We start from the raw sequence: 22,865 nt of genomic DNA on the forward strand, positions 1-22,865 counted from the left end.
CCTGAGCCGACTACTCCGGCTCCGAGCGAGTCCACAAAGCCCGAACCCAGCACCCCGGCACCCTCCGAAAGCGCAAATTCCAATGAGGTTGTGCACGAGTACAAGGACGGTGCTAAGGTCTACTTCCCCAAGACCTGGGACGGCCAGAAGCTGACCTTCCGCGGTGAAGGCTTCAAGACTCTGGACGGTAAGGGCTCCGTTATCGCCGTCAAGCTGAACAAGGGCGCTATTTCCGCGAAGGAAGAGCCCAAGCTCGAAGGCGTTGAAGGCAATAGCGCAGGCATCTGGGCATACATCAAGGCGGACGAAAACGGTAACTTCACCGCAACCATCGACCGCCCCACCGTGGCAAACTCTAACCTGACTGAAGAACTGAAGACCGGCGATAGCGTTGCTATCTACCTGCTCTCTGGTTCTTTGGCAGAGAACGATAACGTACGTGGTGGCGTTGCCGTAGAGTACACCTTCAGCGTTGAAAACCAGGCACCTGCGCCGAAGGTTTCGGAGCCGAAGGCATCCGAGTCGGCTAACGCACCTGTAACTAACCCCTCTGCAGAGCCTTCCGCACCTGCAGATTCTAAGGACCAGGCGAAGGATCAGTCCAAGGCTCCCGTGGACTCTATGAATTCTGAGGCTCAGAAGAAGGACAGCACCGCCCCGAAGACCTCCGGCTCTTCGTCGCAGAACGTCACCTCCTCCAGCAACGGCTCGACTTCTTCGAACTCCTCGAAGTCTTCACTGGCTAACACCGGTGCTTCGGGCGTCGTCATTGCAGCCGGAATTGGCGTTCTTGCCCTGGTCGTTGGTGCAACTGTGCTGGTAGCACGTCGCCGCAAGGCATAGCCCGTACCCCACGGCAGTCCAAGATACTACCGCTCGGTAGTAGCTAAAGAGGCAGAGCGGAATCTACTAGATATTCAAGAACCCGATTGACTCTCTGAAACTGCCGATACACATTGAAAGGGGCGGTACCCATCGATTTGATGGGTACCGCCCCTTTCGGTTTGCATATATGCCTGTTATATAGGCGGAAGACCTAGACCAGGGTCAGAAGTAGCAGCGGGGGATGGGGAATAGGGAATGAATGAGAGAGGGGGGGGAGGCACCCCCCTCTGCACTCGCTCGCCCATATTTGACGACTTAACAGCCCCCAAAGAATGAAATGTAGGGTTCTAGCGCCTCAGATATAAAGAAAACCCGCACCGAAGTGCGGGTTTAGTGTCAAAGCGAGGTTCGGTCCCTAGACAAACGGATTAGCGAGGAAAAAGGGACCCAAGAAATCTGTCCGATAAGGACCGAACCTCTTATTTGACGCATGCGTCTCTTCTATTATGGTACATCTCGCTGATTTTCGCACCTTGAAGCGCGTTTATTACCAAAAAACTTGATTTTTGAAAAAACAAACCTTAATTTCTAAATTTTTAAGCAGATTTTTTCAGAACACTGCTTTGAGAAGGGTTCAGAGGTAACGAAATATTACAAAATCCATGGCTCTAGATGCCTCAGGATAAACTTATAAATTCTATAAGATGTCACAAGCTCTAGATTGATGCCTATTGTGGTGATTATATGCAGAATACGAAGCTTTCATTGAGTAAAACTGCCCTGCTCAAAGCATAGGGGGAGCATTATGTGCTACCGATATAGAGCCTCTTAATTATGAACGGCGCAGCGCATGGACTACGCCAGAAAAGCCTCAAAGTGGAGGGTGAAGCGTAAGATATATAACAGAAAGCTCCGGATGCTAAGCCCGCAAAATATGAGGTGAGCTAGCCTCCAACCTACACAATTCTGGAGATATCTATGGTTCCCTCAGTCGCAGGAGAAGGGCAGAAGAGCACCCTGGACGCCAACCGTTTTTCCGTGGATCGTTCTGCGGGGCTCGCTGGGCAGTATCAAGTGGCATACAACCCTGAAGAGGACGTTCTTTTCGTAAGCGGAAGCTTCAATCACACAAAGACCCACGGTACTCTCTGCGCAACAATCGCACGCATAAACGCAGATACCCTGCAGGTTGAGAAGACGGCTGTTCTGCCTGCTATCCCGGAAAATAACCCCGGGTTAGAGAACCTCTTCCAAATCCAGGCTGCCTACGGTCTAGCAGCAGACAACGAGCGGGAGCTTCTCTGGACCGGAGGAACCCGCACAAACTCGGTATCCGCATACTCCCAAAAAGACCTAGCGCTCGTATGGGATTCTCTCGCTCTAGGAGTGGAGATGCTAATTCCGCGTGAGCTATACGTTGCACCCAGCGGTGCCGTACTCGTGACCGGAATGGGTGGTTACCAGGTAATCGCTGCGCCTAACGCAGAAGGAGAACGCGCGGTTAGCTCTCTTCAAGGAGACGGTCCCGCTATGCTACTAGGGGCCGTAGCTGATGAAGCTCGTAGCCGCCTGTACATCCCGAATAGTATGCGAGATGAAATCTGGGTTGTGGATATGAACACCTGGGGGCTCGTACGTAGGTTGCCCGTGACTGGCGGGGAAGACGCCAATGCTCCAATCGGTATTCACGGCGTGGGGATTGATTCAACGCGCGGCGAACTGTATGTCTCTGCACAGGGGCGCGAGGGTAAAAACGGCGGTCTATATGTTCTGAGTTTTGAGGGTGAACACCTCGCTTATCTCCCATTCGGCAAAATGCCCACCGATATCTTGCTCGATGCAGAACGCCAGCTGCTCTATGTTGCTGATTTTGGTGGTAAGGGAGAGCCTGCAGTTGCGGGCGGTGGAACTATCACTGTCATTGACACGCTCAACCGAACCGTCATCGAGACCTTGCAGGTAGCCCCGACCCGTATTAACCACCAGGTCCTGCTGAAGGACGGGAGCGTCATCGCTATCGACAAGGCGGGGGACTACCCCGCAGTTGAGGTTTCCTATGTGCTGGATGCACGCTCTGGCGAATACCATGAGGCTGCGGAAGAAAGCCGTCCGGGAGAAGCACCTCGTCCTATCGTTCGTGATGGTATCGCGAAAGTATATATGTCATAGCTGCAGAGTGAAGAGCAGGTGGCATACCCAAAATAGTCACTGTCGCTCTCTAGCCCTGTGTGCGCACTAGCGGGGGGGTAGGGATGGGGTGATCCTATCGCTAGGCCACGGCAAGTCTGTCGTGGTGGAGCATTAAAACGTAGTAAAATATAAATATCTACCATCCTTGTTTTACACATTGTTTGGTAGATTTCTCGAGGCCCCTTCAGTTTCTTATGCGTCAGGAACTACACGAAGGGGCCTCCTGCTTTAAGTGTCAAATAAGCTACCTTCTCGCTCGGTGTTGATGTGGGGTATGAGGTTTTTGGTCTCCGATGCATGCATTGTCTTAGTGGATAGGGTAGTGGAGACCGAAATCATAGTTAACAAGCCCTTGCGCTAGATACCTGCTTCCTGTACAGTGTTAAGACTGTGTGGCTGTATCCAAGTAGCCGCACAACCACGGGCTTCTCGTGCCAGTGCATAATGCCGCTACTTACGGGTGGGATACGCCCGCTTCACGCGGGTCCAAATGCTTCTGGCATGGGTTTGCCCCAGGCGTTTCCGCTAACCCCTTCCATAGAGATGGGGCCCGGGGCGTCAACCAATCCCGTAAAAATGTTCCGCAAGGCTGGCTCGCGCCTAAAGCGAGTCGGAACCGGCGAGACGACAGGAGAAATATGATTCAGCAGGAGTCGCGACTGAAGGTCGCCGACAACACTGGTGCGAAGGAAATCCTGACCATCCGTGTTCTCGGTGGTTCCTCGCGTCGCTACGCAGGCATTGGCGACATTATTGTCGCAACCGTCAAGGATGCAATCCCCGGCGGTACCGTAAAGAAGGGTGACGTTGTCAAGGCAGTCGTCGTCCGCACCAAGAAGGAAACCCGTCGTCCCGACGGCTCCTACATCAAGTTCGACGAGAACTCCGCAGTGATCCTGAAGAACACTGATGGTGATCCCCGTGGTACCCGTATCTTCGGCCCCGTGGGTCGTGAACTTCGCGACAAGAAGTTCATGAAGATCGTTTCGCTGGCTCCGGAGGTGCTCTAATTCATGGCTAAGATCAAGTCCGGCGACCTGGTTCAGGTTATTTCCGGTGCAGATAAGGGCAAGCAGGGCAAGGTTCTGAAGGTTCTCCCCAAGGAAAACCGCGTGATTGTTGAGGGCGTCAAGGTCGTCACCAAGCACACCAAGGCTAACCCCCTGACCGGCGCAGCAGGCGGCATTCAGAAGGTTGAGGCACCGATCCACGTTTCTAACGTTGCGATTGTTGACCCCGAGACCAAGAAGCCGACCCGTGTTGGTTTCCGCCTCGAGACTGTAGAGCGTGACGGCAAGGAGCGCACCGTTCGCGTGCGCGTTGCTAAGCGTTCGGGTAAGGACATCTAATGACCGAAACCAAGATCACCCCCCGCTTCAAGACCAAGTACGCTGAGGTCGTCGTTCCCGCTCTGCAGGAAGAGTTCAAGTACGAGAACGTCATGCAGACCCCGAAGATCGTTAAGGTCGTCGTAAACATGGGTGTCGGCGAGGCAGCTCGCGACGCAAAGCTCATGGACGGCGCAATCCGCGATCTCACCGCAATCACCGGTCAGAAGCCGATTGTTACCCGCGCTAAGAAGTCCATCGCACAGTTCAAGCTGCGCGAAGGTATGCCCATTGGTGCACACGTTACCCTGCGTGGCGACCGCATGTGGGAATTCCTGGACCGCCTCGTCACCCTGGCACTGCCCCGAATCCGCGACTTCCGCGGCCTCTCGGACCGCCAGTTCGACGGTAACGGTAACTACACCTTCGGTCTGACCGAGCAGTCCATGTTCCACGAAATCGATCAGGACTCGATTGACCGCGTGCGTGGTATGGACATCACCGTGGTGACCTCCGCGAAGACCGACGAAGAAGGCCGTGCAATCCTGAAGGCACTGGGCTTCCCGTTCAAGACCAACTAACGACTACGTTGTAGGTCCAGACCCCGTTACCGCGGGGTAGGGAAACCACAACGAGGAAGGGCTAAAGCCCACAATGACTATGACTGATCCGGTCGCAGATATGCTGACCCGTTTGCGTAACGCAAACTCCGCATACCACGACACCGTATCCATGCCCTACTCCAAGCTGAAGGCTCGCATTGCAGAGATCCTGAAGGCTGAGGGGTACATCGCCGACGTGAAGGTTGAGGATGCAAAGGTCGGCAAGACCCTGACCCTCGTCCTCAAGTACGGTCCGTCCCGCGAGCGTTCCATCGCTGGCGTGCGTCGTATTTCCAAGCCGGGCCTGCGTACCTACGCAAAGTCCACCAACCTGCCCCAGGTTCTGGGTGGCCTCGGCATCGCAATCCTGTCCACCTCTTCGGGTCTGCTCACTGACAAGCAGGCAGCGAAGAAGGGCGTGGGCGGCGAAGTCATCGCTTACATCTGGTAGTCGGTTAGAAGAGAAAGGAAGAGAATAATGTCACGTATTGGACGTCTCCCCATCTCGGTTCCCGCCGGCGTTGAGGTTAAGGTCGATGGCAACCTGGTCACCGTTAAGGGCCCGAAGGGTGAGCTCTCCCACAAGGTAGCTTCCCCCATCACCGTGGCTCTGAACGAAAACGAGATCCTTGTATCTCGTCCGAACGACGAGCGCCTGTCTCGCTCGCTGCACGGTCTGACTCGTACCCTGATTCAGAACCTGATTATCGGCGTTACCTCCGGCTACGAGAAGAAGCTGGAAATCGTTGGTACCGGTTACCGTGTGACCCCGAAGGGTAACGACCTGGAGTTCGCTCTGGGCTACTCCCACCCGATCAACATCACCGCTCCCGAGGGTATTACCTTCGCAGTGGAGGGTGCTAACAAGCTGACCGTGTCGGGTATCGACAAGCAGCTCGTTGGTCAGGTTGCAGCAAACATTCGTGGTCTGCGTAAGCCCGATCCCTACAAGGGTAAGGGTGTTCGCTACGCAGGTGAGCACATCCGCCGCAAGGTCGGAAAGGCTGGTAAGTAAACATGGCTATCAAGTCGAAGGCAGCGCAGCGTGCACGTCGTCACGCTCGCATCCGCAAGTACGTTTCGGGTACCGCTGCGCGTCCGCGCCTGTGCGTCACCCGTTCGACCCGTCACATGTTCGTTCAGGTTATCGACGATGTCAAGGGCGTAACCCTGGCATCCGCTTCCACCATGGAAGCAGAGCTGCGTGCAGCTGACCTGGACAAGACCGCTAAGGCAAAGCGCGTTGGTGAGCTCGTTGCAGAGCGCGCCAAGGCAGCTGGTGTTGAGGCAGTCGTGTTCGACCGCGGTGGTAACAAGTACCACGGCCGTGTTGCAGCCGTTGCTGACGGTGCACGCGAGGGAGGTCTTGCACTCTAATGAGCGAGCAGAACGTAAAGGAAACTCAGGTGAGCGAAGCAGTAGTAGCTGAAACCGCTGAGACCTCCAACCAGCGCGAGGAGCGCCGCAACACCCGCGGCGAGCGTCGTGGCCGTGGTGAGCGCCGTAACAACCGCGCTCGCGAGGAGGAGAAGGACAAGTACATCGAGCGCGTTGTGACCATCAACCGCGTTTCCAAGGTCGTCAAGGGTGGTCGTCGCTTCAGCTTCACCGCACTGGTCGTCGTTGGTGACGGTAACGGCCTGGTCGGCGTTGGCTACGGTAAGGCTAAGGAAGTTCCCGCAGCAATCTCCAAGGGTGTCGAGGAAGCAAAGAAGAACTTCTTCCGCGTTCCCCGCATCGAAGGCCGCACCATCCCGCACCGCGTGCAGGGTGAAGCAGCTGCAGGCGTTGTGATGCTCCGTCCGGCAACCGCTGGTACCGGTGTTATCGCAGGTGGCCCCGTGCGTGCAGTACTCGAGTGCGCAGGCATTCACGATGTGCTGTCCAAGTCGCTCGGTTCCTCGAACCAGATCAACATCGTTCACGCAACTGTTGCAGCACTCAAGGAGCTTGAGGAGCCCCTGGCAGTGGCAGCCCGCCGTGGCCTGCCCACCGATGAGGTTATCCCCAGCTACCTGCGCAACACCAAGTCTGAAAAGGCAGGTGCGTAGTAATGGCCAAGCGTATTCAGCCCAGCGACGCAAAGCTGGAAATCACCCAGGTCAAGTCCTATGTTGGTCAGAAGCAGAACATGCGCGACACCCTGCGTTCCCTGGGCCTCAAGCGCCCCGGCAACAAGGTAGTCCGCACTGCTGACCCCGTCACCGTTGGCATGGTTAACACCGTTGCTCACCTGGTGAAGGTTGAGGAGGTCAAGTAAAGATGGCAGAAGCTATCAAGATTCACGATCTGCGCCCGGCACCGGGTGCCCACAAGGCAAAGACCCGCGTTGGCCGCGGTGAAGGCTCCAAGGGTAAGACCGCAGGTCGCGGTACCAAGGGTACCAAGGCACGTTACCAGGTTCGTGCAGGCTTCGAAGGCGGTCAGCTGCCGCTGCACATGCGCCTGCCGAAGCTGCGCGGCTTCAAGAACCCCTTCCGCACCGAGTACCAGGTTGTTAACCTGGACCGCATCCAGGAACTGTTCCCCAACGGTGGCGACGTCACCGTCGAGGCACTGGTTACTAAGGGTGCCGTTCGCAAGAACGAGCTCGTGAAGGTTCTGGGCAACGGCGAAATCTCCGTCAAGGTGAACGTTGTTGTCGACAAGGCATCGGCTTCCGCTATCGAGAAGATCGAGGCCGCTGGCGGTTCTGTAACCGTTAAGTAGTCTTCAAGACGAGAAAGCCCCCGTCCGTACACTGTACGGCGGGGGCTTTTTGCTGCTCGAAAAGACTCACAACAGGGATATATTCCTGTATTCGTATATTTGAACGCTTGGTGCACGCCACATTTAGTGTTCAGAAATCACGCTAAGAGAATATAAAAGCTACATAATCTGCTAGGGAGTTATCGTTACCTGCTCCAAACACGATAGACTGGAAGATGTGTTTACTGCGCCCTAAAAATCCTTCAGAGGAATGGGCGCCCCATAGACTTACAGGAGGACATGTGCTGAGCGCATTCGGGCGAGTCTTTAAGACCGCCGATTTGCGGCGTAAGCTGCTGTTTACCCTGGCAATGATTGTGCTGTACCGCGTGGGCACTTTCATCCCCGCGCCAGGCGTTTCCTACGGAAATGTACAGCAGTGTCTGAACGCCAATGTTACGAGCGGTGGCGTCTACGATATCGTCAACCTCTTCAGCGGTGGCGCACTGCTGCAGCTTTCGATCTTTGCCCTCGGCGTGATGCCGTACATTACCGCGTCCATTATCATCCAGCTGCTGCGCGTGGTCATCCCGCGATTCCAGGAGCTACACGATGAAGGCGCACAGGGCCAGGCAAAGCTCACCCAGTACACCCGCTACCTGACCATCGCTCTTGCTCTGCTGAACGCAACCACCATCGTCTCGATGGCGCGCTCCGGCGTTCTGCTGGGTAACTGCCCCGGCATCATCCCCCAGGACGACGTACTGCACATCCTGCTGATTATCGTCACCTTGTGTGCAGGTACCACCGTCATCATGTGGATGGGTGAGCAGATTACCGAGCGTGGCGTCGGTAACGGTATGTCCCTGCTGATCTTCACCTCTATCGCTTCTTCCTTCCCGAGCGCTCTGGGCTCCATCCAACGCACCCACGGTTGGGGTATCTTCGCAGCCGTCTCCGGCATCGGCCTGCTGGTCATGCTCGCTGTGGTTTACGTGGAGCAGTCCGTTCGCCGTATCCCCGTGCAGTACGCAAAGCGCATGATTGGTCGACGCACTATTGGCGGCACCAACACTTACATTCCGCTCAAGGTCAACATGGCCGGCGTGATCCCGCTGATCTTCGCTTCCTCCCTGCTGACCCTGCCCGGTCTGATTGCCCAGTTCAACACCCCCACCAACGGCTCCACTCCGCCGGACTGGGTTAACTGGATCAACGCATACCTGGTGCGCGGCGATCATCCGCTGTACATTGCTCTCTATTTCTTCATGATTATTGGCTTCGCGTACTTCTACGTGGCGGTCACCTTCGACCCGGTAGAAGTAGCGGACAATATGAAGAAGTACGGTGGCTTTATCCCCGGTATCCGTGCCGGTAAGCCCACCGAGCGTTACCTCAGCTACGTACTCAACCGAATTACGTTGCCTGGCGCACTTTACCTCGGTGTAATTTCCATGATTCCCCTGGTAGCGCTTATCCTATTCAACGCAAACCAGAATTTCCCGTTCGGTGGCGCCTCGCTGCTGATCGTGGTGGGTGTTGGTCTTGATACTCTCAAACAGATCAACGCTCAGCTCCAACAACGAAACTACGAAGGACTGCTCCGATGAACCGTCTGCTCATCGTCGGCCCTCCCGGTGCAGGTAAGGGCACCCAGGCCGTCAAGATTGCTGAAGCACTGAAGATTCCCGCGATTTCCACCGGTGATATCTTCCGCAAGAACATCAAGGAAGAGACCGAGCTGGGCAAGGAAGCGAAGTCGTACATCGACTCCGGCAACCTGGTTCCCGACTCCGTCACCAACAACATGGTGCGCGCACGCCTGGAGGAAAGCGACGTCGTCAACGGCTTCCTGCTCGACGGCTACCCCCGCAACACCTCCCAGGTGCACGAGCTGGACTCCATCCTCGAAGCCAAGGGCGAGAAGATCGACCGCGTTCTCCTGCTGGTTGCAGACAACGACGAACTCGTCGAGCGTCTGCTCAACCGCGCAGCAGAGCAGGGTCGCACCGATGACAACGAAGAGGTCATCCGTCACCGCCTGAAGGTCTACGAAGAAGAGACCGCACCGCTGATCGCAATCTACCGCGAACGCGGCATTGTCAAGGAAGTTAACGGCCTCGGCGAGATTGCTGAAGTCACCGAGCGCATCCTCGACGCTCTGAAGTAATCTTCTGCTGTACCCCCGCAATTTGGGATGCATGATGCATCACAAAGACTTGCGGGGGTACAGTGCTGTCTGTAGAGTTCTAAGCTTGGGCGTACTGCCCCACATACCTAAGGAGCCAGAATGGCACGAGTCGAAATCAAAACCAATGCACAGCTTCAGCAGATGGCTCGTGCAGGCGTCATTACCAGCCGTGCACTCGATGCGGCAGTGGCGGCAGCCCGCCCCGGCGTAACCACCGCAGAGGTGAACGCCGCCTTTGAACGCACCATGCTGGAGCTGGGTGGCACCTCCAACTTCTACGGCTACTACGACTACCCGGCGACCGTATGCACCTCCGTCAACTACGAGGTTGTTCACGGCATCCCCGGCGACTACGTGCTCAAGGGCGGCGATATTCTCTCCATCGACGGTGGCGCATACGTCATCGACCCCGCCACCAATCGCCAGTGGCACGGCGACTCGGCACGTACCGTGCTGGTCGGTGACAATGTGAGCGAAGCCCGCGCGGAGCTCTCCGCCGTCACCCGCGAGGCAATGTGGCACGGTATTGCCGCTTTGGCTAGTGCAAAGAAGGTCGGCGAAATTGGTCTTGCCATCGAAGCGTACGTGACCGAAGAATACGGCGATAAGTACGGCATCATTGAAGACTACGTGGGCCACGGTATCGGTTCCCAGATGCACATGGTGCCGGACGTACTGAACTACGCAGTACGTGACATGGGCCCGAAGATTAAGCCCGGCATGGCTTTCGCTATCGAACCGATGCTCGTCACTGGTTCCATCGAGACCAAGGTACTCTCTGACGACTGGACCGTTGTGACCGTTGACGGCTCCGATGCATGCCAATGGGAGCACTCCGTTGCTGTGCACAGCGAAGGCATCTGGGTTCTGACCGCAGAAGACGGCGGCGCAAGCGAACTTGCTCGCTTCGGAGTAACCCCGGTTCCGATCCCCGCCTAAGTCCCACCTCTGGGGAAGGGGAACCCACCTTTAGCTACCCCACCTCCACCCGAAGACACCGGCGAATCCGGTCCGGTGCGTGATAGCGCATCCGAAAGCATCCACATCACAAGGAAGAAGCTCCATGAGCGAAACTCTCAACAGCGGCGAGGCAACCGCGCCCACTGCGACCAAGGTGCCGGTTGAAATCTCAAACGTTCGCCCCGCACCCGGCCAGATTGCCCTGAAAGCACCGCGCCGTGCGAAGCCGCCCAAGCACATCGCTGACTTCGATATGGCTGGCCGCCGCGAATTTCTGAAGGAACTGGGCTACCAGTCGTTCCGTGCGTCCCAGCTGTCCAAGCACTATTTTGAGCGTCTGGTCACTGACCCCGCCGAGATGACTGACCTGCCGGCTAAGGATCGTGAGCAGATGGTTGCTCAGGCGATGCCCCAGCTTCTGACTCCGGTCCGTACCCTCGAGGCTGACGGTGGCGACACCCTGAAGGTTGTGCACCGCCTCTTTGATGGTGCGCTCATTGAGTCCGTCATCATGCGCTATGACAACCGCGTGACCATGTGCATTTCTTCGCAGGCTGGCTGCGGTATGAACTGCCCCTTCTGCGCAACCGGTCAGCAGGGTTTGACCCGTAACCTGTCCACCGCTGAAATTGTGGAGCAGGTTGTTGCCGGTGCCCGCTACCTGAAGCAGATGAAGGGCCTGGAAGAAGCAGAAGGCGGCTCTGAGGATACTCGTCCGCTGCGTGTTTCCAACATTGTCTTCATGGGTATGGGCGAGGCGCTCGCTAACTACAAGGCAACCATGGGCGCTGTGCACCGCCTGATTGACCCTTCGCCCGAGGGCCTCGGTATTTCTGCTCGTGGTCTGACCATGTCGACCGTGGGTCTGGTGCCGGGTATTCGTAAGTTTGAGCTGGAGAAGCTGCCCATTACTTTGGCGCTGTCTCTGCACGCTCCGGATGATGAGCTGCGTGATGAGCTAATCCCGATTAACCAGCGTTGGAAGGTTGACGAGACTCTGGACGCTGCGTACGACTACTACCGTACGACCGGCCGCCGCGTCTCCATTGAGTACGCGCTGATTCGCGATATTAATGATCAGGGCTGGCGTGCGGATTTGCTCGGTAAGAAGCTGGCGCAGCGCGGCCGTGGTTGGGTGCACGTGAACCCGATTCCGCTGAACCCGACCCCGGGTTCGAAGTGGACGGCATCCCGTAAGGGCGTTGAGCAGAACTTTGTTGAGCGTCTGCGTGCCCACGGTATTCCGACGACTATTCGTGATACTCGCGGTTCCGATATTGATGGTGCATGCGGTCAGCTGGCTGCAAAGGAAGACTAAGCAGTTGAGCTGCCAACGGTGAACGGTGCCCCTTTCCTGCCGGAGGGAAGTCAATAAGACTTTCAGGAACGTGGGGGAGGGGCTTCTTCCTTTTAAACATTAAGTGCCTGATGTCATAAAAATCACGGTTGTTTTTCCATGCTCTTTGCCGTAGAGTTAACAGTTGGTTGTTTGTGCCAGTGTTAAGTGCGCCTTAAAACGCCTTAGCGCCTCACCGAGGTGGGCTCACAAACAGAAGATACAATTGCCCGCCGCACCTGCGACGGGCACCGACGTTAGCGGAGGATATGGCTAAGAAAGACGGCGTCATCGAGATTGAAGGCTCTGTGGTTGAAGCTCTGCCCAACGCGATGTTCCGTGTTGAGCTGGATAACGGCCACAAGGTTCTCGCACACATCTCGGGCAAGATGCGTCAGCACTACATTCGCATCCTGCCTGAGGACCGAGTAGTAGTGGAACTGAGCCCCTACGACCTTTCCCGAGGTCGTATCGTCTACCGTTACAAGTAAACCCGAGATAAACGTCGCCTCTGGCGGCGTTTAAATCGTGTTCAAAGGGATAACGCAGTTCCCCAACGTAAGTGAGGGAACCTCTTATCTCGCCAGTAATCAAGTTGCAATCAAAAGGAATGCGATGAAGGTCAAGCCGAGCGTTAAGCCGATCTGCGATAAGTGCAAGGTGATCCGCCGTCACGGTGTGGTCATGGTGATCTGCGAAAACCCGCGCCACAAGCAGCGCCAGGGCTAATCCCTAGCAGCTGACTTCATAACCGCCCCAACAGAGGGCGGAACTGTCATAGGCACCGCTCCGAAGCAACGCCCACGAGGCGACTTCGGATACCTCCGGACTCAGAGGCCGGGGACCGGGTCAGAACAACCCGGGCAGTGATGCTATAGACCTCTGGAAAACAACAAGGAGAAGCCAGTATGGCACGTCTCGCTGGAGTTGATATTCCCCGCGAAAAGCGCGTGGAAGTTGCTCTCACTTACATCTACGGCGTGGGCAAGACCCGTGCACACGAAACCCTCGCTGCTACCGGCGTCAACCCTGACACCCGCGTCAAGGACCTGACCGACCAGGAGCTCGTGGCACTTCGTGACTTCATCGAAGGCAACTACAAGGTTGAAGGTGATCTTCGCCGCGAGGTTGCAGCTGACATCCGCCGTAAGGTTGAAATCGGTTCCTACCAGGGCCTGCGCCACCGCCGCGGCCTGCCGGTTCACGGTCAGCGCACCAAGACTAACGCACGTACCCGCAAGGGCCCGAAGCGTACCGTCGCAGGTAAGAAGAAGTAAGCAACGTTGCTCTGTTGGATATCTCTATCCGACCAACGTATTAGAAAACCTTTGTAGGAGAATCAAAAATGCCTCCCAAGACTCGCGCTGCGGCAGCTCGTAAGACCAACCGCCGCAAGGTTAGCAAGAACATCGTTGCTGGTCAGGCTCACATCAAGTCGACCTTCAACAACACCATCGTCTCCATCACCGATCCCACCGGTGCAGTGATCTCCTGGTCCTCCGCTGGCGACATGGGCTTCAAGGGCTCCCGTAAGTCCACCCCCTACGCCGCACAGCTGGCTGCTGAGGCTGCTGCAAACCGCGCCAAGGAGCACGGCGTCCGCAAGGTTGACGTGTTCGTCAAGGGCCCCGGTTCCGGTCGCGAAACCGCAATCCGCTCCCTGCAGGCTGCAGGCCTCGAGGTCGGTTCGATCCAGGACGTTACCCCCGTTGCACACAACGGTTGCCGTCCCCCGAAGCGCCGCCGCGTCTAATTAGGTCCCTGACCTAATCCCTCGACGGGTACGCTCCACGGAGCTGTACCCGGAGAGTACAGACACCCGTCTGCTTCCTAAGATATGTTTTCCCCAACCTGTGGGCTCATATAGCGGAGCTCACCGAAAGGAAACAAAGTGCTTATTGCACAGCGCCCCACTCTGACTGAAGAGGTCGTAGCGCCCAACCGCTCGCGCTTCACCATCGAGCCTCTGGAGCCCGGTTTCGGCTACACCATGGGTAACTCCCTCCGCCGTACTCTGCTGTCCTCCATCCCCGGCGCCGCTGTTACCAGCGTCCGCATTGATGGTGTACTGCATGAGTTCAGCACCGTTCCCGGCGTGACCGAGGACGTCACTGAGATTATCTTGAACATCAAGAAGCTCTCCATCTCTTCTGAGAACGACGAGCCCGTCGTGGCCTACCTGCGCAAGCAGGGCGAAGGTGAACTGACCGCAGGCGACATCGAGGTTCCCGCTGGCGTGGAGATCCACAACCCGGAACTGCACCTGGCAACCCTGAACGCCTCGGCAAACTTCAACGCTGAGCTGGTTATCGAGCGCGGTCGCGGCTACGTGACTGCAGCTCAGAACAAGGTCGGCGATGGCGAGATTGGCCGTATCCCGGTTGACTCCATCTACTCCCCGGTTCTGAAGGTTACCTTCAGCGTGAACGCGACCCGTGTTGAGCAGCGCACCGACTTCGACAGCCTGACTCTGGACGTCGAAACCAAGGAAGCCATCGCACCGCGTGACGCCGTTGCTTCTGCAGGCAGCACCCTGGTCGAGCTCTTCGGCCTGGCACGTGAGCTGAACATTGCAGCTGAGGGTATCGAAGTTGGCCCGTCGCCCGCCGACGAGTCCATGGCCGCTGATCTGGCACTGCCGATCGAGGACCTGAACATGTCCGTCCGCTCCTACAACTGCCTCAAGCGCGAGGGCATCCACACCGTGGGTGAGCTCGTGACCCGCAGTGAAGCTGACCTGATGGACATCCGTAACTTCGGTGCTAAGTCCATTGACGAGGTCAAGGCAAAGCTCATCGAGCTCGGCCTGGCTCTGAAGGACTCCCCTCCCGGTTTCGAGCCTGCTGCACACCCGCTTGATGACGAAGACGGTTCCGGCGAATAATTTCGACCGAATAGTTCACCCGGTTCCACCGGGATCAGTCAAACTTGATTCCCTAAGAGGCTCCGCTGCTGGGGCGTTAGGGAACGCAACTATGGAGATTTAACTATGCCTACTCCCACTAAGGGTCCCCGCCTCGGCGGTTCCCCGACCCACGAGCGCCACATGCTCAACAACCTGTCGGCGCAGCTGTTCCAGCACAAGCGCATCACCACCACCCTGACCAAGGCAAAGCGCCTGCGTCCGGTGGCAGAGCGCTTCATCACCTTCGGTAAGAAGGGCGACCTGGCTGCTCGCCGTCGCGTGCTGCGTTCCATCACCGACAAGTCCGTTGTGCACGAGCTCTTCACCGTTATTGCTCCGGCAATGGCAGAGCGCCCCGGTGGTTACACCCGCATCATCAAGATCGGTAACCGTAAGGGTGACAACGCTCCCATGGCAGTCATCGAGCTCGTCATGGAGCCCGTTGCAACCAAGGGTGCAGTTGCTGAGGCAACCAAGGTTGCTGAGAAGGCAGCTGAGGCTCCCAAGGCTGAAGCAGCTGAGGGCCTGCCCGCAGGCTCCCACGCACCCCTGGAGTCCGGCGAGGCTCCCGAGGGCTTCGAGGTTAAGGGTAACGCCGATTCCATGAAGTACCACGTGCCCGGTTCCCGCTGGTACTCCAGCACCAAGGCTGAAATCTGGTTCGACTCCGCTGAGTCGGCAGAGGCTGCAGGTTACGCCCCCGCAGGTGGCGCAGCAGCACAGAAGGTTTCCGAGTAATACGGATCCCAGCTGATTTAGGCTAAGCCTAAAATATGTCAATCCGCCGTCCACTGCTGTGGGCGGCGGATTGGTGTATATGCATACTTAACGAGGAGACGGTTCTTGCGCATTCGCTATACAAGAGCCGATCCGTATTCTTCAACCGTCCTTTACCGCTGAAAGGCACACCAATGCATAACGCTACTGCTTTAGAGAACCGTGAAGAACAGCCCTTCACTGCTACGCACCGCGTGCGAATTGATTGTGCCTACGACGGTTCTCTTTTTAGCGGGTGGGCTGCCCAACCGAACCTGGTTACCGTGCAGGGGGTCATTGAGAATGCCCTTGAACTGATTTTGCGGGCGCCTCACCGTGCGGTGGTCGCGGGCCGAACCGATGCCGGTGTGCATGCGGAGGCCCAGACCCTGCATTGCGATCTGAACGATGAGGACTGGACTCGCCTGCAAGGTCGAACGGGGGAGGACGACCCGACGGCTGCCCTGGGGCGCCGCCTCACCGGTGCTCTACAACGCTGCCTCTACGATGCGGAAGAACAGTTGAACTTGCCGAAGAATGTCCGTGGTATGCTGCAGGGCGCTATTCAGATTCACCGCGTGAGTGAAGTTTCTTTTGAATTTGATGCGCGATTCTCGGCTACCGGTCGCCGCTACGTATATCGCATTGCAGATGGCGCGGCGGACGGTCTTAACCCTCTGCATCGTACCTACACCTGGGCGGTACCTGAGCACCTGGATTGTGCTGATCTTAACCAGTCGGCGCAGCAGCTACTCGGTCTGCGTGATTTTCTCTCCTTCTGCAAGCCGCGTGAAGGCGCGACTACGATTCGTGAGCTACGAGAACTCAGCTTCACTCGTACTGAAAGTGGCCTTATTGAGGCGCGCGTGGTGGCTGATGCCTTCTGTCATCACATGGTGCGTTCACTTGTGGGTGCGTTGGTGCTCTACGGCACGGGTAAACGTGATGCCGCCTGGTTGCGTGAGCGGATCGAGAACCCGGGACGCGAGGCTTCGCTGACTCTGGCGCCTCCGCATGCTCTGGCACTAGCTGAGATTTACTACCCTGCCCCGGAGTTGTATGGAGAACAGGCGGAACGTGCTAGAGCAAAGCGCGAGGACCACGAAGCACAGAGCGCTTAACGCCCTGTATATATTGAGCCCCGTCACGTTGCTCATGCGCTGTGAAGCGTCGCGGGGGAGCGCAACTACCTCAGGTGAATTACACGGATGGAATTTAAAATGTGTTTAAGACAAAAAAGCCCTATTTTTAAGGCTTTGGCGGTGGATTAAGCACTCGACGTCCTGTATAGTCTTGATATGTTGTGCGTGTTCTACCCGAGCGCGCTCTAAATCGCTGTCTAGTTGCAGGACGTTAAGGCGGTCTAGAGTACGGGCAGAACGGGCGGCAGCTCGGTCCTCACCCGGGTGTTCGTCATGCACGTAAGTAAAAGGCGCGATACCCAACTAAGCGCCGTATGTACATTTCGAGACAAAGGCCAATATTTTGCGCACTTATACTCCCAAGCCCGGCGAAGTCGAGCGCCAGTGGCACGTCATTGACGCCACCGACGTTGTTCTCGGCCGCCTCGCAAGCCAGACCGCTATCCTGCTGCGCGGTAAGCACAAGCCGACTTTTGCTCCGCACGTTGACACCGGTGACTTCGTTATCATCGTGAACGCTGAGAAGGTCGCCCTGACCGGTGCAAAGCTCGAGCAGAAGCGTGCATACCGCCACTCGGGTTACCCCGGCGGTCTGAAGTCCGTGAACTACGCAGAGCTGCTTGAGACCAACCCCGTTCGCGCGGTTGAGAAGGCTGTTAAGGGCATGCTGCCCAAGAACAAGCTCGCTGCACAGCAACTCAAGAAGCTGAAGGTCTACGCTGGCCCCGAGCACCCGCACGCGGCACAGCAGCCCAAGACCTACGAATTCAACCAGGTCGCCCAGTAATTCGGGCCTACGAAGAAACAATAGGAGAAATCGTGGCTCAGAACGAAGAGCAGATCGTAGTCGAGGAAGAGCTGACCAGCTACACCTCGGAGTCCGCTGCCCCCGCAGCGGCTAAGGCAGCACGTCCGGCACTGACCGTTGCAGGCGCAGCAGTTGGTCGCCGCAAGGAAGCAGTGGCACGCGTTCGCGTTGTGCCCGGTTCCGGCAACTGGACCATCAACGGTCGTAGCCTGGAAGACTACTTCCCCAACAAGCTGCACCAGCAGGACGTCAACCAGCCCTTCAAGCTCCTGGAGCTCGAGGGTGCATACGACGTCATCGCACGCATCAACGGTGGTGGTCCCTCCGGTCAGGCAGGTGCTCTGCGCCTGGGTATCGCTCGTGCACTGAACGAGATCGACCGCGAGAACAACCGCCCCGCACTGAAGAAGGCTGGCTACCTGACCCGTGACGCACGCGTCATCGAGCGTAAGAAGGCTGGTCTTAAGAAGGCACGCAAGGCTTCGCAGTTCTCCAAGCGTTAATCGCTGGTTTTTACGAAGCGTTACGCCCCGCTTCTCCTTCGGGAGATTCGGGGCGTTTTGCGTATCTACTTACCGTGAGCGTTACAAGGTTATAGGGTGCATATAACTGTTACGTTTGTTCATCGAAGAGCACACCGGTAGAGTTAAAGAGTCAAAGCAGACAGGAAGAAAAGAGTACTCATGGCAGAGCAGAATCCCTCCACCCAGCCCGAAGAGAAGGCAGTGGAGGCTCCTCAGACTGAATCCCACCACCACGCCGCTGAAGGCGCACACGCACACACCGGTTCTGAGAAGAAACAAGCCATCAAGGAAGCCCTGAAGCCCCAGGCACGCCGTACCTCCGTCGTTGAAGACTACTCGGCAGAGCTGGACGAAATGGCTTCCCTCACCCGTGCCCTCGGTGGTAAGAAGGACGACGAAACCTCGCAGGCATGGAAGAAGGGCTACCCCTACGACACCAAGCTCAGCCGTAAGGCATACGAGAAGGAAAAGCGCGCCCTGCAGATTGAGCTACTGAAGCTGCAGCTCTGGGCGAAGTCCACCGGTCAGAAGATTCTGATTATCTTCGAAGGCCGCGACGCAGCAGGTAAGGGCGGCTCCATCAAGCGTTTCACCGAGCACCTGAACCCCCGTGGCGCTCGTGTTGTGGCGCTGGAGAAGCCGACTGACATCGAGCAGACCCAGTGGTACTTCCAGCGCTACATCAAGCACCTGCCCTCCGGCGGCGAAATCGTCCTGATGGACCGCTCCTGGTACAACCGTGCCGGTGTTGAGCGCGTTATGGGCTACTGCACCCAGGCACAGTACTTCGAGTTCATGCGCGAAGTTCCGGACCTGGAGCGCATGCTGGTGAACTCCGGTATCCACATCATCAAGTTCTGGTTCTCCGTCACCCGCGAAGAGCAACTTGCACGCTTCACCTCCCGCCGTACCGACCCGGTTCGTCAGTGGAAGCTTTCCCCCACCGACCTGGCATCCCTGGACAAGTGGGACGACTACACCGCGGCGAAGGAAGCAATGTTCTTCTACACCCACACCGGTGACGCCCCCTGGACCGTTATCAAGTCCAACGACAAGAAGCGCGCACGTCTGGAAGCAATGCGTTACGTGCTCTCCCAGTTCGACTACCCCTCCAAGGATGAGGCAGTCGTGGGCGAGCTCGACTCGCTGATCGTCCGCTCTGCATCGGACGTTTTCGAGGATGAGTCCGGTGACTCTCCCGATGGCTTCCCGGTCGTCAAGTAAGCGTTGATAGATAGGGGAGAGCAACAACTCGACCCTGCGGCGATATAACCGACAAACAGCTTGCACTGTGAAGGTGCCTGCCTCTCTTTCCCCTCTCTGGGAACTGAGAGCAGGCACCTTTGCGTGTCTATAGAAACATTAGCTATGGAGCAGATATGTAGCCGCTGAAAATCACTTTCTGATTCTGAAGAAAATGCGGTGTATACGCCTGAGGAGAGTTATGCGCATCGTAAAATAAAAGGGTGACTGAACGACTTTTTGGAACCGACGGCGTACGCGGTCTGGCAAACGATGTAATTACTCCCGCCCTGGCTATGGAGCTCGCGCAGGCGGCCTCTATTGTGCTGGGCTTTGACACGGTAGAAGAGGGCGTACGCCCCCGTGCTGTGATCGCAAATGACTCCCGATCCTCTGCAGACTTTATTGTCTCTGCGATGAAGGCTGGCTTCGCTAGCGCAGGTGTTGACGTACTGGACGCCGGCATTGTCCCCACCCCCGCAGCAGCTTACCTGGTGGCACACACCGGTGCTGACTTCGGTGTGATGATTTCTGCGTCGCACAACCCCGCAGCGGACAACGGCATTAAGTTCCTGGCTCGTGGTGGCCAGAAGCTGGAAGACTCCGTTGAGGATGCTATTGAGCGCGTTTACCGCGAGAAGTCCTTCCGCTACCCGACCGGTGGCGCTGTGGGTACCGTCAAGCCCCTGGAGAACGGTACCGAGGCTTACGTGAAGCACCTGGTCTCCACCCTGCCTGAAGGCAAGCCGCTTGCTGGCCTGAAGATTGTTCTGGACTGCGCAAATGGTGCGGCCTACGCGGCATCCCCGGCAACCTTCGAGGCACTGGGTGCAGAGGTCATCGCATTGGCTGTAGAGCCCAACGGCACCAACATCAACGACGGCGTGGGCTCCACCCACCCCGAGAAGCTGCAGGCAGCAGTCGTTGAGCACGGCGCGGACCTCGGCATCGCCCACGACGGCGACTCGGACCGTTGCCAGGCAGTTGACGAAAAGGGCAAGCTGGTAGACGGCGACCAGATCATGGCTATCCTTGCTGTTGCTGCTAAGCGCGAAGGCAAGCTCGCAAAGGACACCCTCGTCGCAACCGTGATGAGCAGCCTGGGCCTGGAGCTGTACTTGCGCGAGCACGGCATTACCCTCGGCCGCACCGCTGTGGGCGACCGCTACGTCCTCGAGTCTATGCGCGAGCACGGCTACAACCTCGGTGGCGAGCAGTCCGGCCACGTTATCATGAGCGATTACGCAACCACCGGTGACGGCGTTCTGACCGGCATCCAGCTGGCTGCAGAGGTGGCTCGTAGCGGTCAGACTCTCTCGGAGCTGGCATCCCGCATGCAGCCCACCCCGCAGCGCCTGATCAATGTCAAGGGCGTTGACCGTGCGGCGGTCAAGACTAACGAGGCGCTCGCCACCGCCGTGAGCGAGGCTGAAAGCGTACTGGGTGAGAGCGGCCGCGTGCTGCTGCGTGCATCCGGCACTGAGCCTCTGGTCCGCGTGATGGTTGAGGCTGCAACCCAGGAGCAGGCTGATGAGGTTGCTCAGCAGCTGGCTGACGTTGTGGCTAAGGAATTGGCACTCTAAACGTATTCTTCCGGTGTGAAGACCGCAGTGGAGGATAGAGAAGGGCTGGGGAGGGGTTACCTTCCCCGCCCTTCTTCGTTATCTTGGGTGGTCGTAGGGGATGTGGATACGGAAAACCCCCGTATCCACAGGGATACGGGGGTTCGAAAGTTAGTGTTAGAGAGCAGAGAAATTACTTCTTTGCCAGAGCGTCGCGGATCTCCTTCAGGAGGTCAAGCTCGGTCTCTTCCTTTTCAATAGCCTCGTCTTCAGCCTTCTTCTTAGCCAGCGCGAGTTCAGTCAGCTTCTGAGTGGGCACAACAACTGCGAAGTACACAGCAACTGCAATCAGGATGAAGTTGACAATAGCGGTCAGGAACACGCCAACCTTGATCTGGCCGAAGACCAGGAAGTTGTCGAAGTTGGGGGAGCCAACCAGCATGGAGATAGCCGGCATCAGGACGGCCTGGACAAGCGAGGTCACCACAGCGGTGAAGGCGGTACCCATAATCAGACCAACTGCGAGGTCGATGACGTTACCGCGGATTACAAAATCTTTAAAACCCTTAAGCATGAGATATAGAATAGCGCCTTTTCGCCTCAGAAAATGCCATATTCTGAGAAAATTTTCGTTGTAAAGCATATGTTTTTCTTCACAGTGGTTCTGCGGTACCCAATACTTAAGGTCTAGGTCACATAAAGGTGAGTAAAAATCTCTGAAACCTGCGAAAAATCGCGGATTTACGCGGCGTGTACGCGAAAAAATATGCATCTACTGTGCCTATTTATTTCTGACACGGAAGCCAGAAATACGATGCACATCACCACTTGGCGCACCGGCCAAAGCTGAAAGCTTAGCCCAGAGCCTAGTTCGCACTTGCATAATCGGGTGCCGCCCCCGTACCGATAAACTCCTCAAAAGTCTTCGCACCCGAAGACACATACTCCTGAGCAATCTGCACACCCACATAACGGTAATGCCACGGCTCAAAACGATAACCGGTCACCGACTGACGACCGTCAGGGAAGCGCAAAATATATCCGTAACGCGGAGCATTCTTCGCCAGCCACTGACCAGCCAGCGTATCGCGGTAACACTCCTCCAATCGGCAACCCTCAGGAGAAGCAAAATCAATCGCCAAACCAGTCTGATGCTCCGAATAGCCGGGACGAGCCGACAACTGATCCGCCACCTGCTGACCGTTCACCGAAACCCAATACTGATAGGTCTGCTGCTGCACCGCATACGAACGATACGCGCTAGAAACAAGCAGAGTCACGCCGTCGGTTGCCGCCGCATCAATCATCGTATCCGCCGCCTTAGCCGCCTCCGCGCGCAATTGATGACCGTAGAACTCCACCAGGTCGCTCGGCTCCCAATCCTGCTGAGCAAAAGGGCGCATCTTATTCACGAGGCAACGCAACGAGTCCGGCTGAGACTCAACACTCGGCTGAGCAAGAGCCAACGGGGAAGAAGACGCGCTCGCAGAAGCCGAAGTGCTGGCAGAAGCACCGGTCGCAGAAGCATCAGGGGAGGGCGTGGCAGAAGAGGCTGCCGCAGTGGAAGAGACACTAGAAGAAGCCGCTGAAGCCGTCGCAGACTCAGAAGCAGAAGCGCTCGCTGCTGAAGATGAAGAGGAGGCACCCTGACCCTGTGAACCACCCTGCGAACCACAAGCCGCCAACAACGCGGTACTGCCAACCCCCAAAGCGGCACCTAAGAGAGTGCGTCGGTTCACCGCAGAACTATTAAGAGACTCCTGAGCGGTAGACGTACGGTGCAGGGACTTCACAATAACTCCTCAT

General features: G+C 57.0%; 28 protein-coding genes. 26 read left to right on the top strand and 2 right to left on the bottom strand.

Translation table 11 applies throughout. From position 1 onward, the window contains the following. The 26 genes from HMPREF2779_RS09180 to glmM all read left to right on the top strand — a co-directional run. Positions 1 to 843, top strand: an 843-nt coding sequence (locus HMPREF2779_RS09180; protein WP_233992279.1) for an LPXTG cell wall anchor domain-containing protein, incomplete at its 5' end; no start/stop codon positions are given. Positions 844 to 1,803: 960 nt separating this feature from the next. Beyond that, a complete protein-coding gene (locus HMPREF2779_RS05040; protein WP_070685632.1) occupies positions 1,804 to 2,994 on the top strand; it encodes a YncE family protein in 1,191 nt (396 codons plus the stop codon). Between the two features lie 659 nt (positions 2,995 to 3,653). After that, complete coding sequence (rplN, locus tag HMPREF2779_RS05045; protein WP_005504986.1) at positions 3,654 to 4,025, top strand: 50S ribosomal protein L14; 372 nt, start codon at positions 3,654 to 3,656, stop codon at positions 4,023 to 4,025. A 3-nt stretch (positions 4,026 to 4,028) separates the two neighbouring features. After that, positions 4,029 to 4,364: a 50S ribosomal protein L24 gene (gene rplX / locus HMPREF2779_RS05050; protein WP_005504988.1), complete on the top strand. Its 336-nt coding sequence runs from the start codon at positions 4,029 to 4,031 to the stop codon at positions 4,362 to 4,364. Beyond that, positions 4,364 to 4,924 carry a 50S ribosomal protein L5 gene (rplE, locus tag HMPREF2779_RS05055; RefSeq protein WP_005505001.1) on the top strand — a complete coding sequence of 187 codons (561 nt, stop codon included), beginning with the start codon at positions 4,364 to 4,366 and terminating at the stop codon, positions 4,922 to 4,924. Before rplX ends, rplE begins: the two co-directional genes overlap by 1 nt. 73 nt (positions 4,925 to 4,997) lie before the next feature. Next, positions 4,998 to 5,396, top strand: coding sequence for a 30S ribosomal protein S8 (gene rpsH, locus HMPREF2779_RS05060; protein WP_005505003.1), 399 nt, complete (start codon positions 4,998 to 5,000; stop codon positions 5,394 to 5,396). A 27-nt stretch (positions 5,397 to 5,423) separates the two neighbouring features. Continuing rightward, complete coding sequence (gene rplF, locus HMPREF2779_RS05065; RefSeq protein WP_049338084.1) at positions 5,424 to 5,960, top strand: 50S ribosomal protein L6; 537 nt, start codon at positions 5,424 to 5,426, stop codon at positions 5,958 to 5,960. 2 nt (positions 5,961 to 5,962) lie between these two features. Beyond that, the gene (gene rplR / locus HMPREF2779_RS05070; protein WP_005505006.1) at positions 5,963 to 6,322 is read left to right on the top strand and encodes a 50S ribosomal protein L18; all 360 of its coding nucleotides are present in this window, start codon (positions 5,963 to 5,965) and stop codon (positions 6,320 to 6,322) included. 29 nt (positions 6,323 to 6,351) lie between these two features. After that, positions 6,352 to 6,996, top strand: coding sequence for a 30S ribosomal protein S5 (gene rpsE / locus HMPREF2779_RS05075; RefSeq protein WP_199774565.1), 645 nt, complete (start codon positions 6,352 to 6,354; stop codon positions 6,994 to 6,996). A 2-nt stretch (positions 6,997 to 6,998) separates the two neighbouring features. After that, on the top strand, positions 6,999 to 7,205 hold the full coding sequence (rpmD, locus tag HMPREF2779_RS05080) for a 50S ribosomal protein L30 (RefSeq protein ID WP_004005265.1): 207 nt from the start codon (positions 6,999 to 7,001) through the stop codon (positions 7,203 to 7,205). Between the two features lie 2 nt (positions 7,206 to 7,207). Then, on the top strand, positions 7,208 to 7,654 hold the full coding sequence (rplO, locus tag HMPREF2779_RS05085) for a 50S ribosomal protein L15 (protein ID WP_105360978.1): 447 nt from the start codon (positions 7,208 to 7,210) through the stop codon (positions 7,652 to 7,654). A 281-nt stretch (positions 7,655 to 7,935) separates the two neighbouring features. Continuing rightward, positions 7,936 to 9,243, top strand: a complete 1,308-nt coding sequence (gene secY, locus HMPREF2779_RS05090) for a preprotein translocase subunit SecY (RefSeq protein ID WP_070685625.1) — start codon at positions 7,936 to 7,938, stop codon at positions 9,241 to 9,243. Next, positions 9,240 to 9,803 carry an adenylate kinase gene (locus HMPREF2779_RS05095; RefSeq protein WP_005505015.1) on the top strand — a complete coding sequence of 188 codons (564 nt, stop codon included), beginning with the start codon at positions 9,240 to 9,242 and terminating at the stop codon, positions 9,801 to 9,803. Before secY ends, HMPREF2779_RS05095 begins: the two co-directional genes overlap by 4 nt. A gap of 120 nt (positions 9,804 to 9,923) precedes the next feature. After that, positions 9,924 to 10,763 (top strand): type I methionyl aminopeptidase, encoded by an 840-nt coding sequence (gene map / locus HMPREF2779_RS05100; protein WP_105360979.1) that lies wholly within the window; start codon positions 9,924 to 9,926, stop codon positions 10,761 to 10,763. Positions 10,764 to 10,887: 124 nt separating this feature from the next. After that, complete coding sequence (gene rlmN / locus HMPREF2779_RS05105; protein WP_105360980.1) at positions 10,888 to 12,102, top strand: dual-specificity RNA methyltransferase RlmN; 1,215 nt, start codon at positions 10,888 to 10,890, stop codon at positions 12,100 to 12,102. A gap of 287 nt (positions 12,103 to 12,389) precedes the next feature. Beyond that, positions 12,390 to 12,611: a translation initiation factor IF-1 gene (gene infA, locus HMPREF2779_RS05110; RefSeq protein ID WP_005505018.1), complete on the top strand. Its 222-nt coding sequence runs from the start codon at positions 12,390 to 12,392 to the stop codon at positions 12,609 to 12,611. A 124-nt stretch (positions 12,612 to 12,735) separates the two neighbouring features. After that, the gene (gene rpmJ, locus HMPREF2779_RS05115) at positions 12,736 to 12,849 is read left to right on the top strand and encodes a 50S ribosomal protein L36 (RefSeq protein ID WP_004005257.1); all 114 of its coding nucleotides are present in this window, start codon (positions 12,736 to 12,738) and stop codon (positions 12,847 to 12,849) included. Between the two features lie 179 nt (positions 12,850 to 13,028). Next, positions 13,029 to 13,397: a 30S ribosomal protein S13 gene (rpsM, locus tag HMPREF2779_RS05120; protein ID WP_005505026.1), complete on the top strand. Its 369-nt coding sequence runs from the start codon at positions 13,029 to 13,031 to the stop codon at positions 13,395 to 13,397. Positions 13,398 to 13,465: 68 nt separating this feature from the next. After that, entirely contained in the window at positions 13,466 to 13,873 is a 408-nt protein-coding gene (gene rpsK, locus HMPREF2779_RS05125; protein ID WP_005505028.1) for a 30S ribosomal protein S11, read from the top strand. 138 nt (positions 13,874 to 14,011) lie between these two features. Further along, on the top strand, positions 14,012 to 15,004 hold the full coding sequence (locus HMPREF2779_RS05130) for a DNA-directed RNA polymerase subunit alpha (RefSeq protein ID WP_070685619.1): 993 nt from the start codon (positions 14,012 to 14,014) through the stop codon (positions 15,002 to 15,004). A 105-nt stretch (positions 15,005 to 15,109) separates the two neighbouring features. Beyond that, positions 15,110 to 15,763: a 50S ribosomal protein L17 gene (rplQ, locus tag HMPREF2779_RS05135; RefSeq protein WP_005505032.1), complete on the top strand. Its 654-nt coding sequence runs from the start codon at positions 15,110 to 15,112 to the stop codon at positions 15,761 to 15,763. 173 nt (positions 15,764 to 15,936) lie between these two features. Then, complete coding sequence (truA, locus tag HMPREF2779_RS05140) at positions 15,937 to 16,902, top strand: tRNA pseudouridine(38-40) synthase TruA (RefSeq protein WP_105360981.1); 966 nt, start codon at positions 15,937 to 15,939, stop codon at positions 16,900 to 16,902. 364 nt (positions 16,903 to 17,266) lie between these two features. After that, positions 17,267 to 17,710, top strand: coding sequence for a 50S ribosomal protein L13 (rplM, locus tag HMPREF2779_RS05145; protein ID WP_005505035.1), 444 nt, complete (start codon positions 17,267 to 17,269; stop codon positions 17,708 to 17,710). A gap of 32 nt (positions 17,711 to 17,742) precedes the next feature. Then, positions 17,743 to 18,234 carry a 30S ribosomal protein S9 gene (gene rpsI / locus HMPREF2779_RS05150; RefSeq protein ID WP_005505036.1) on the top strand — a complete coding sequence of 164 codons (492 nt, stop codon included), beginning with the start codon at positions 17,743 to 17,745 and terminating at the stop codon, positions 18,232 to 18,234. Positions 18,235 to 18,414: 180 nt separating this feature from the next. Beyond that, positions 18,415 to 19,479, top strand: a complete 1,065-nt coding sequence (gene ppk2, locus HMPREF2779_RS05155) for a polyphosphate kinase 2 (RefSeq protein WP_070685614.1) — start codon at positions 18,415 to 18,417, stop codon at positions 19,477 to 19,479. 242 nt (positions 19,480 to 19,721) lie between these two features. Then, positions 19,722 to 21,080: a phosphoglucosamine mutase gene (glmM, locus tag HMPREF2779_RS05160; protein WP_105360982.1), complete on the top strand. Its 1,359-nt coding sequence runs from the start codon at positions 19,722 to 19,724 to the stop codon at positions 21,078 to 21,080. Between the two features lie 172 nt (positions 21,081 to 21,252). On the opposite strand, the gene mscL is transcribed toward glmM, so the two are convergent. Both mscL and HMPREF2779_RS05170 read right to left on the bottom strand, forming a co-directional pair. Continuing rightward, complete coding sequence (mscL, locus tag HMPREF2779_RS05165; protein WP_049331947.1) at positions 21,253 to 21,633, bottom strand: large conductance mechanosensitive channel protein MscL; 381 nt, start codon at positions 21,631 to 21,633, stop codon at positions 21,253 to 21,255. A gap of 292 nt (positions 21,634 to 21,925) precedes the next feature. After that, entirely contained in the window at positions 21,926 to 22,852 is a 927-nt protein-coding gene (locus HMPREF2779_RS05170) for a M15 family metallopeptidase (protein ID WP_105360983.1), read from the bottom strand. Positions 22,853 to 22,865: the final 13 nt, after the last annotated feature.

The organism is Rothia sp. HMSC069C03 (assembly GCF_001811075.1).
GTDB lineage: Bacteria > Actinomycetota > Actinomycetes > Actinomycetales > Micrococcaceae > Rothia > Rothia mucilaginosa.

Excerpts from the sequence above, each read along its gene's own strand:
- rplO (WP_105360978.1), top strand. The coding sequence starts at position 7,208 with ATGGCAGAAGCTATCAAGATTCACGATCTGCGCCCGGCACCGGGTGCC.
- truA (WP_105360981.1), top strand. The coding sequence starts at position 15,937 with ATGCATAACGCTACTGCTTTAGAGAACCGTGAAGAACAGCCCTTCACT.
- rplX (WP_005504988.1), top strand. The coding sequence starts at position 4,029 with ATGGCTAAGATCAAGTCCGGCGACCTGGTTCAGGTTATTTCCGGTGCA.
- rlmN (WP_105360980.1), top strand. The coding sequence starts at position 10,888 with ATGAGCGAAACTCTCAACAGCGGCGAGGCAACCGCGCCCACTGCGACC.
- rpsK (WP_005505028.1), top strand. The coding sequence starts at position 13,466 with ATGCCTCCCAAGACTCGCGCTGCGGCAGCTCGTAAGACCAACCGCCGC.
- rplR (WP_005505006.1), top strand. The coding sequence starts at position 5,963 with ATGGCTATCAAGTCGAAGGCAGCGCAGCGTGCACGTCGTCACGCTCGC.
- rplQ (WP_005505032.1), top strand. The coding sequence starts at position 15,110 with ATGCCTACTCCCACTAAGGGTCCCCGCCTCGGCGGTTCCCCGACCCAC.
- rplE (WP_005505001.1), top strand. The coding sequence starts at position 4,364 with ATGACCGAAACCAAGATCACCCCCCGCTTCAAGACCAAGTACGCTGAG.
- mscL (WP_049331947.1), bottom strand. The coding sequence starts at position 21,633 with ATGCTTAAGGGTTTTAAAGATTTTGTAATCCGCGGTAACGTCATCGAC.
- rplN (WP_005504986.1), top strand. The coding sequence starts at position 3,654 with ATGATTCAGCAGGAGTCGCGACTGAAGGTCGCCGACAACACTGGTGCG.
- rpmD (WP_004005265.1), top strand. The coding sequence starts at position 6,999 with ATGGCCAAGCGTATTCAGCCCAGCGACGCAAAGCTGGAAATCACCCAG.
- HMPREF2779_RS05040 (WP_070685632.1), top strand. The coding sequence starts at position 1,804 with ATGGTTCCCTCAGTCGCAGGAGAAGGGCAGAAGAGCACCCTGGACGCC.
- ppk2 (WP_070685614.1), top strand. The coding sequence starts at position 18,415 with ATGGCAGAGCAGAATCCCTCCACCCAGCCCGAAGAGAAGGCAGTGGAG.
- HMPREF2779_RS05095 (WP_005505015.1), top strand. The coding sequence starts at position 9,240 with ATGAACCGTCTGCTCATCGTCGGCCCTCCCGGTGCAGGTAAGGGCACC.
- rpsH (WP_005505003.1), top strand. The coding sequence starts at position 4,998 with ATGACTATGACTGATCCGGTCGCAGATATGCTGACCCGTTTGCGTAAC.
- map (WP_105360979.1), top strand. The coding sequence starts at position 9,924 with ATGGCACGAGTCGAAATCAAAACCAATGCACAGCTTCAGCAGATGGCT.
- rpsM (WP_005505026.1), top strand. The coding sequence starts at position 13,029 with ATGGCACGTCTCGCTGGAGTTGATATTCCCCGCGAAAAGCGCGTGGAA.
- rpmJ (WP_004005257.1), top strand. The coding sequence starts at position 12,736 with ATGAAGGTCAAGCCGAGCGTTAAGCCGATCTGCGATAAGTGCAAGGTG.
- infA (WP_005505018.1), top strand. The coding sequence starts at position 12,390 with ATGGCTAAGAAAGACGGCGTCATCGAGATTGAAGGCTCTGTGGTTGAA.
- rplF (WP_049338084.1), top strand. The coding sequence starts at position 5,424 with ATGTCACGTATTGGACGTCTCCCCATCTCGGTTCCCGCCGGCGTTGAG.